The sequence below is a fragment of the Streptomyces sp. NPDC004732 genome (assembly GCF_040609235.1).
Taxonomy (GTDB): domain Bacteria; phylum Actinomycetota; class Actinomycetes; order Streptomycetales; family Streptomycetaceae; genus Streptomyces.
The window spans coordinates 1-1,792 of record NZ_JBEXJR010000040.1 but is presented as its reverse complement, the minus strand read 5'-3'; the positions used below and the strand labels follow the sequence as shown (position 1 = coordinate 1,792).

The window sequence follows — 1,792 nt, the reverse complement described above, 5'->3', positions numbered from 1 at the left end:
TCTATGGAATATTTGACCATAAGAAAAGACCTCCGAATGGAAAGGTTATAATAAACTAGACACAAAGTTAAGAGAAATCGTGGAAAGGTTTATTATGGCAAGAAGAAAATTCGATAAACAATTTAAAAATTCTGCAGTAAAACTCATTCTTGAAGAGGGTTACTCTGTTAAAGAAGTCAGCCAAGAGCTTGAGGTTCATGCCAATAGTCTTTATCGCTGGGTTCAAGAAGTTGAAGAATATGGAGAAAGTGCTTTTCCAGGCAATGGGACAGCCCTAGCTGATGCCCAACATAAGATTAAATTGTTAGAGAAAGAAAATCGTTATCTTCAGGAGGAACTTGAACTTCTAAAAAAGTTCCGGGTCTTCTTGAAGCGAAGCAAGTAAAACGTTTTGAATTTCTCTTGAAACATCATGGGAAGATAAAAATTAAGCATGCAGTAAAAGTTCTTAAGGTTTCTCGCTCAGGTTTCTATGAATACATGCATCGTCGTCCTTCAAAACAACAAGTGGAGAGAGAAATTCTCTCAGAGAAGATAAAAGCTGTCTTTCATGAGCATAAGGGACGCTATGGTGCGGTTAGAATTACCAAGGTACTTCATAATACTGGTATTATGACCAACACGAAACGTGTTGGGAAACTGATGCACTTGATGGGACTTTATGCCAAGGGAAGCCGTTATAAATATAAACATTACAACAGAAAAGGAGCTTCGCTTTCAAGACCCAATTTAATTAATCAGATCTTTAAAGCAACAGCTCCTAATAAAGTATGGCTGGGAGACATGACCTATATCCCTACCAAAGAAGGCACCTTATACTTAGCCGTGAATATCGACGTTTTTTCACGTAAGATTGTAGGCTGGTCAATGTCTTCACGGATGCAAGATAAACTGGTGAGGGATTGCTTCTTACAAGCTTGTGGGAAAGAACATCCTCAGCCTGGCTTGATTGTCCATACTGATCAAGGGAGTCAATATACAAGCTCTCGTTATCAATCTACTCTTCGTCAAGTCGGTGCTCAATCTAGCATGAGTCGTAAAGGAAATCCATATGACAATGCAATGATGGAGTCTTTTTATAAGACGCTAAAGAGGGAGCTTATTAATGATGCTCATTTTGAGACAAGAGCTGAGGCTACTCAAGAAATATTTAAATACATTGAGACCTATTACAATACAAAAAGGATGCATTCAGGTCTTGATTACAAGTCTCCAAAAGACTTTGAAAAATATAATTCTTAAATTCTCTTAACTCCGTGTCTAGTTTTTCGTTGACTTTCCAAAAATATAGCTCATTTTGTGTCTAAATATTTGACATTAGTCCACTTTAATTGTCTTTAACTTTTCACTCATCATAAGTCCTGCCTTTTAACCGTAGGTAGATATTGCTCGATTGCTTTTTTCAGATACTTAGCGATATTGTGCTTAGAATATTCTTCACGCTTGCTAGATACATAAGACAAGTGGTCTTTGACTCCATTAAGCCCTCTCAATTCTTTCAGTTCGTCATAGAGAGGGTACACATTTTTCTGTAAGCCTGCCATTGTTGCCGTATCTGTCATTTCTAATGGTGACAAAAGAAAATTTTCAATCAATAGCTTGGTGTATTTGCTTTTCATTGCTTCAATAGCTAGCTTATCTTCGGTTTCCTCTTTGACTTTATTACCCTCTTGATATACTTTATCGTCTAACTTGTAGCTGTTATCGTCTGCCATGCGTTTTTTCTCGATATGAAAGACAATAGAGTCAATACTCCGCCCTTTTTTGACTTTCTCATAGGACACGTTAAAAG

Annotated in this window: 1 protein-coding gene and 1 pseudogene; one reads left to right on the top strand and one right to left on the bottom strand. The window is 37.1% G+C overall.

The genetic code is table 11. The features are described from left to right. The first annotated feature begins 94 nt into the window (after positions 1-94). Positions 95-1,242, top strand: a protein-coding gene (locus ABZV77_RS42610) for an IS3 family transposase (RefSeq protein WP_095586744.1) whose coding sequence is annotated in 2 segments (ribosomal slippage) — positions 95-347 and positions 347-1,242 — 1,149 coding nt in all. Because the reading frame shifts where the segments join, the coding sequence is not laid out codon by codon here. Positions 1,243-1,352: 110 nt separating this feature from the next. On the opposite strand, the pseudogene ABZV77_RS42605 reads toward ABZV77_RS42610, so the two are convergent. Further along, positions 1,353-1,792 (bottom strand): annotated as a pseudogene (locus tag ABZV77_RS42605) (RepB protein); the annotation flags it as partial.